This is a genomic window from Falsiroseomonas sp. RANM36 (assembly GCF_056682175.1).
On sequence record NZ_JBWXTD010000007.1, the window covers coordinates 161,167 to 167,576 of the forward strand.

The 6,410-nt window shown below is 73.6% G+C and carries 5 protein-coding genes; all 5 read right to left on the reverse strand.

Annotated elements, in window-relative coordinates; all coding sequences use genetic code 11:
- Positions 1–124: 124 nt before the first annotated feature.
- Complete coding sequence (locus AC1MIR_RS24905; protein WP_480030865.1) at positions 125–712, reverse strand: amino acid synthesis family protein; 588 nt, start codon at positions 710–712, stop codon at positions 125–127.
- Positions 709–1,566 (reverse strand): UPF0280 family protein, encoded by an 858-nt coding sequence (locus tag AC1MIR_RS24910; RefSeq protein WP_480030866.1) that lies wholly within the window; start codon positions 1,564–1,566, stop codon positions 709–711. Before AC1MIR_RS24910 ends, AC1MIR_RS24905 begins: the two co-directional genes overlap by 4 nt.
- Positions 1,563–3,059 carry a 6-hydroxynicotinate reductase gene (locus AC1MIR_RS24915; RefSeq protein WP_480030867.1) on the reverse strand — a complete coding sequence of 499 codons (1,497 nt, stop codon included), beginning with the start codon at positions 3,057–3,059 and terminating at the stop codon, positions 1,563–1,565. The genes AC1MIR_RS24910 and AC1MIR_RS24915 overlap by 4 nt, the downstream gene beginning before the upstream one ends.
- The gene (locus tag AC1MIR_RS24920) at positions 3,049–5,742 is read right to left on the reverse strand and encodes a molybdopterin-dependent oxidoreductase (protein ID WP_480030868.1); all 2,694 of its coding nucleotides are present in this window, start codon (positions 5,740–5,742) and stop codon (positions 3,049–3,051) included. Before AC1MIR_RS24920 ends, AC1MIR_RS24915 begins: the two co-directional genes overlap by 11 nt.
- A partial coding sequence (locus AC1MIR_RS24925; RefSeq protein WP_480030869.1) for an FAD binding domain-containing protein occupies positions 5,739–6,410 on the reverse strand: 672 nt, incomplete at its 5' end. The genes AC1MIR_RS24925 and AC1MIR_RS24920, both read right to left, overlap by 4 nt.

A 6,410-nucleotide genomic window follows, 5' to 3' on the forward strand; every position in this document is an offset into this window, starting at 1 on the left:
TTTGCCGGGCCGCGCCGGTCCGCCCGCCCCGCGCTCCCCCCCCCCGGGCCACAAGCTGCTCTAGAATCATTGTTCCTAGAGCACGACCTTCCGATCGACTGATTCCAGTCGATCGGAACGTGCTCTATCGCTGTCCGTCCCAGGCGGCGATGTCCTCCTGGCGAAGGCCGCCGACGCGGGCATGCGGGCGCGATCCCGTGGTCATCGCCAGCGCGAAGAGGATCTCATCGGGGCGCGGCGCATCCGGCACCACGCAGGTGATGCCGTCGAAATGGCTGCGCACATAGGCGGCGTTGCGATGATGGATCGGGATGTCCAGCGCGGCGCCCATCGGCCCGACCTTGGTCATCGAGGGCACGATGGCCAGCGCCTTGCCGAGCAGGCCGCGCATCGCGTAGCCGCCCGCGACATGCCAGAGCGCACCGTGTTCCAGCTCGCCCGCGCTGCCGACCACGCCGCCCTTGCCATAGGCCTCGATCGCGTCGGGATCGCCGCCGAGGCCGGCGAGCAGCCGCTCGGCGACCATCAGGCCGATCGGCTTCATCGCCTCCATCATCCACATCGGCTCCGGCTCGTAGCGGCCGGCGAAGGGATTGCGCAGCACCACGGCGCACCAGCCCTTCAGCACCGGCTTGTCGAGCAGCGGGCCGCCATCGTGCCGGGTCTCCTCGACATGGATCGCGACCTTACGGATGACGAGGTCCTGGATCATGCGGCGCGCTCCTGCGGCAGATGGGCGCCGGCGACGCGCAGCTGGCCGGCCAGGCGCAGCGCGGCGGCGTGGATCAGGCCGGCACGCGCCCATGCCTCCGCGCGGGCGGCGCCGGCTTCCAGGGCGCGGGTGGCCTCGGCGGCGGTCAGCGGGCCGACACCCACGGTCACCAGCCGGTCGCCGAGATCGCTGTCGGGGTCGAGCGAGGATGCCGGCGCGCGCGCGATCGCCGGGCTGTCGAGGTTGACCGCATTGGCGATCAGCGTCGCAGCGGCGTCGGCGGTCGCGGCATCCCGCGCCAGCACGGTGACCGCGTCGGCGATGCCGAGCGAGAAGGATCGTCCGTGCCGGCCGGAGGTGGCGACGCCGCCGACGCCGTCGGCGGCCCCGAGCGTCACCCTGCCGTCGAACGGGGTCGCTCCGGGTTCGGGCAGCGCCGCCATGCCGAGGGTCAGCACCTCGCCGGGCGCGACATGCGCCGCGATGTCGCCGCCATCGTTGACGAAGGCCTTGCGCAGGCCGGGCGCCGCGCCGCGCATCGCCGCGAGCAGCTCGTCCGCCACCGCGCCCGCCACGGCCGCCATCGCGGTCACGAAGATGCCGGACCGCGCGAAGGGACGGCAGGCGGCGACCATACGCCGTGGCACCGCGCCCTCGGCCTCGCTCGCCGGCCCCACGGCGCGGCGCAGCGCCGGGAGCTCGGCGACCAGCTCCTCCAGGATCGTGGCGAAGCGCCTGGCGGCGGCGCGTTCCGCGGCCTCGACCGCCGCCACCTCGCCCCAGGCGCGCAGCACCACGTCGATCGGCCCGTGCTGCAGATGCAGCCTTTCGCCCGCCAGCCGCTGCGCGATCATGGCCGCGCGAAGGGCCAGGGATTGCCCGGCCTCCACCCTTCCACCCGGAGCTGCTCGCCGAGCCCCTGCAGCAGTTGCTCCACCGGCACGATCTCCTGCATGTGCCCGCCGAGTTCCGCATAGAGCCGTCGGGGCAGGGTGAATTCGATCGGGGCGACGAGGGCGGGTGTCGGGACATGGCCGAAGGCGCGTCCGGGGAAGCGCAGCACATCGGCCATGATGGTGATCCCGCCGCCCGGCCAGAGGTAGCAGGGCGCGCCGCCCATGGTCACGCGCACCTCGCCGGCGGCGACCGCGCGCGTCAGCAGCACCGGGTTTTCCGTGACCCCGGCGCGCCGGCTGCCGCCGGCGCCGGCCATGAAGACCACGCTGCAGAGCGAGGGCTCGCAATTCTCGCCGATGCGCTCGACGACGATCCGCACGGCCTCCGGCATCTCCGCCGCCACAGGCTTCAGCCGTTCGTCCAGCACGCACCACAACGCGTGGTCGCCCGTGGTCGAGGTCATCAGCAGCCTGAGCCCTGGCCAGGCGATCTTGGGGTCGATGCCCTCGATGATCTCGAGCGGGTCGGTCACGTCGGTGCCGCCCCAGCCGAGGCCGGGATTGGCCACCTGGAAATACCGCCCGGGCGTGGAGCGGCGGCCGCGCACGCGGATGCCGGTGGGCTTCATGCCGAGCACCTTGCCGGCCTGGTGCTCGGACAGCACGCCGGTGATGTGGTCGTCCACCACGATCACCTCGTCGGCATGGCCGAGCCATTGCTGCGCGAAGATGCCGACCGTGGCGCTGCCGCAGCCGACCCGCATGCGCCGTTCCGCGGTGCCGTCCACGATGGGCGCATGGCCCGCCTGCACGACCACCTCGTGCCCGCCATGGATGGTCAGCGTCACGGGCTCGGCCGCGCAGAGCGCGAGCAGCGTCTCGCAGGTGACGGTGCCTTCGCGCTTCGACCCGCCGGTCAGGTGCCGCACGCCGCCGAGGCTCAGCATCTGGCTGCCGTATTCGGCGGTGGTGACGTGGCCGACCTGTTCGCCCTTCGCGCGGACCGGCGCGGCCTCGGGACCCAGATGGCGGTCGGTGTCGATCTTCACCTTCACGCCGCAATAGCTGAAGATCCCCTCCGTCACGACGGTGACGGTGTCCACGCCGTCATGCACGCTGCCGACGATGAAGGGCGCGGGCTTGTAGTCGGGATAGGTCGTGCCCGCGCCGATGCCGGTGACGAAGGCGCGGGAGGGATCGAGCAGCTTGCCGTCCCAGGCGTCCTCGGCGAAGGCGACCAGCGGCGCGCCTGTCTCGATCGCATGGGCCAGCGCGAGCGCGGGATCGGAGCGGACAAGCTGGCCGCCCTCGTTGGCGTAGCGCGAACAGGCCCCGGCGCGGCCGGGACGGATGCGGCACAGCACGGGGCAGGCGTCGCAGCGGATGATGCCGCCGCCCTCGGACTGGCCGAATTTTTCCGAGCGCGCGGCCGCGCTGACCCTATCGGACATGCAGCGCCTCCCACAGACGGTGCGGCAGCACGGGCACGCGACGGATGGTCACGCCGGTCGCGTGCCGGATCGCGCCGAGGATCGCGGGCGCGGTGGGCACGAGCGCCGGCTCGCCGACGCCCTTGGCGCCGAAGGGTCCTTCCGGCTCCGGATCCTCGATCAGATGCACCCGGATCGGCGGCACGTCGCCGGCGGTCGGGATCAGGTAGTCGTGCAGGTTCTCGGTGCTGCCCGGAATGAACTCCTCCATCAGCGCCAGGCCGAGGCCCTGCGCGATGCCGCCATGGATCTGGCCGAGGACGAGGGTGGGGTTCACCGCCCGGCCGACATCCTGCGCCGCCACGATCTCCTCGACCTTCACCGTGCCGAGCGCGGTGTCCACGCGGACCAGCGCGATCTGCGCGGCGAAGCCATAGGTGGCATAGGGCGTGCCCTGCCCATCCGCGTCCAGCGCCGTGGTCGGCGGATCGTAGCGCCCCTCCGCTTCCAGGTCGTGCGGCAGGCCGGCGAGGTCGATCGCGCGCGACGCGCCGGCCGCATCCGTGACCGTCAGGCGCGTGCCGTCGAGGGAGAGCAGCGCATCCTCGCCGGCATTGGCGAGCGCCAGGATGCGCCGTCGCAGCGCGCGCCCGGCTTCCAGCGCCGCGCGGCCGCTGACGAAGGTCTGGCGCGAGGCGGAGGTCTTGCCGGCGTCATGCGTCAGCGCCGTGTCGCCGACGACGAAGCGGAAGCGCCCGAGCGGCAGGCCGAGCGCATCGGCGCAGATCTGCGCGATGACGGTTGTGCTGCCCTGGCCGATATCCACCGCGCCGTTGAACAGCGTCAGCGTGCCGTCGCGCGCCAGCACCACGCGCATGCGCGAGGGGTTCGACATCGAGGTATTGCCGCAGCCATACCACATGCAGGCGATGCCCGCGCCGAGCCGATGCCGCGTCGCCGTCGCGTTGTGCGCGGCCACGCGGGCGAGCATCGCCTCCCAGTCCGGCTTCAGCGCATCGAGGCATTGCGGCAGCCCGGCCGAGGCGTGCAGCACCTGGCCCGAAGGCGTGACATCGCCATGCCCAATCGCGTTGCGGCGCCGGATCTCCCACCGGTCCAGGCCGAGCTGCTCCGCGATGTCGTCCACCAGCGTCTCGGTCGCGATCGCCGCCTGCGGCACGCCGAACCCGCGGAAGGCGCCGGCCGGCGTCTCATTGGTGTAGAGCGCGACGGAGTGGTTCGCGACATTCGGCATGCGATAGGGGCCGGAGGCATGCACCGGCACGCGGTTCGCGACCGTTGGTCCCCAGCTCGCATAGGCGCCGGTGTTGAAGCGGGCCTCCATGCCGAAGCCGGTGAAGCGGCCCTCGGCATCGGCGTTCAGGAAGGCGCTCATCCGCGCCGGGTGGCGCTTCGTCGTGCTCGCCATGCTCTCGGTGCGCGAATAGACCACCCGCACCGGCCGGCCCACCTTGTGCGCGGCGATGGCGAGCAGCGGCTGGATCGAGACATCGAGCTTGCCGCCGAAGCCGCCGCCGCAGGCGGTCGGCACGATCCGCACCGCCTCCTCCGCCACGCCGAGCACGCGCGCCGTCTCCTCGCGGTCCATGTAGGGCGCCTGGGTGCAGGCGACGATGGTCATGCCCTCCGGCGTCGGCAGCGCGTGCCCGGCCTCCGGCTCGATATAGGCGTGCTCGACGAAGGCGGTCTCGAACACGCCCATCGCCCCCGCCGCGCCGCCCGAGCGGCGCGCATCGGCCTTCACCAACCTGCCTCGCACGAGCACGTTGCGCGGCGCATGGGCGTGGAGCTGCGGCGCGTCCTCGGCATCGGCGCGCCAGGCCTGCTCGCCGGTCAGCGCGGGCAGCTTTTCCCAGGCGATGGGCAGGTCGGCGTCGCGCACCGCCTCCACCGCCGCGCGGGTGCCGACCAGGGCGAGCACCGCCTCGCCGCGGAAGCGCACCTCGCCCTCGGCCAGCACCGGCTGGTCCTTGAGCGTCGGCATGATGCCGAAGGCGTTCTGGCCGGGCACGTCGCGATGCGTGAGGATCGCGTCGAGGCCGAGGCGTTGCCGCGCGTCTTCCAGGTCGCCGAGCGCGAAGCGCGCCCGCGCATGCGGCGAGCGCACCACGCGCAGCCAGAGCGCGTCGGCCGGCGCGGCATCGGCGCCGAAGCGGTCGGTGCCCGCGACCTTCGGCGCGCCATCCAGCCGCGCGACCGCGGCGCCGACCGCCGCGCCGGCATCCGGCATGCGCGGCAGGGACGGCACGGCGTCGAGGATCGCATCGAGGATCTTCCGGTAGCCGGTGCAGCGGCAGAGCACGCCGCCGATGGCATCCGCCGCGGCCTCGCGCGTCGGTGCGGGATCGCGCAGCAGCAGGTCGGCGGCGGCCATGATCATCCCCGGCGTGCAGATGCCGCATTGCGCCGCGCCATGCGCGAGGAAGGCGTCGCGCAGCCGCGTGAGCACCGGATGCTCCGCCTCGATGGTGGTGGCCGCGCGGCCCTCGGCCTGCGCGGTCGGCACCAGGCAGGCGCAGGCCTGTACGCCGTCCACCAGCACCGTGCAGGCGCCGCAATCGCCCGCCTCGCAGCCGATCTTCGTGCCGGTGAGCCCAAGCCGCTCGCGCAGCGTGTCCGACAGGGGCGCGAAGGGCGCGGCCTCGGTCTCGACCCGCGCGCCGTTGAGGGTGAAGGCGATCATGCGAAGCCCCGCAGCAGGTCGCGCAGCAGCGCGAGCGCAGCCTCGCGCCGATAGGCGGCCGAGGCGCGGATGTCGTCGATCGGACGGAGCTCGGCGAGATGCCGCGGCTCCGCCACGCGCGCGGCGTCGGCAAGCGGAACGCCCCGCAGCGCCGCCTCCAGCAGCGGCAGGCGCTCCGCGACCGCCGAGCAGGCGCCGAGCGCCAGCCGCGCCGCGGCGATCCTGCCAGCTTCGTCGGTGACGACCACTCCCGCCGCCATGGCGATCGAGATCACCAGGTAGCGCCGCGCGCCGAGCTTGACGAAGCCGCTGCGTCCGCCGGGCAGATGCGGCACGCGCAGCGCGGTGACGATCTCCCCCGGCCGCAGCGCGGTGGCGCGATAGCCGGTCAGAAACTTCGCGACCGGCAGGCTGCGCCGTCCTTCGGGCCCGGCGAGCTCGACCGAGGCATCGAGCGCGAGCAGGTTCGGGATGCCGTCGCCGGCGGGCGAGGCGGTGCAGAGATTGCCGACGATCGTCCCGCGGTTCTGTACCTGCAGCCCGCCGACCTCCGCGGCGGCGCCCTTCAGCCCGTCGAACAGCGGCGGCAGCGCCGCGCGGCGCCGCGCCGCCCCGGGGGTTAGGGGGCCCCTGCGCCCGCCCGGCGGCGGCGCCGCCGAGCCGGGCGG

Bases quoted from the DNA above. Each gene is read 5' to 3' on its own strand.
- AC1MIR_RS24905 (WP_480030865.1), bottom strand. From the start codon at position 712: ATGATCCAGGACCTCGTCATCCGTAAGGTCGCGATCCATGTCGAGGAG.
- AC1MIR_RS24910 (WP_480030866.1), bottom strand. From the start codon at position 1,566: ATGATCGCGCAGCGGCTGGCGGGCGAAAGGCTGCATCTGCAGCACGGG.
- AC1MIR_RS24915 (WP_480030867.1), bottom strand. From the start codon at position 3,059: ATGTCCGATAGGGTCAGCGCGGCCGCGCGCTCGGAAAAATTCGGCCAG.
- AC1MIR_RS24920 (WP_480030868.1), bottom strand. From the start codon at position 5,742: ATGATCGCCTTCACCCTCAACGGCGCGCGGGTCGAGACCGAGGCCGCG.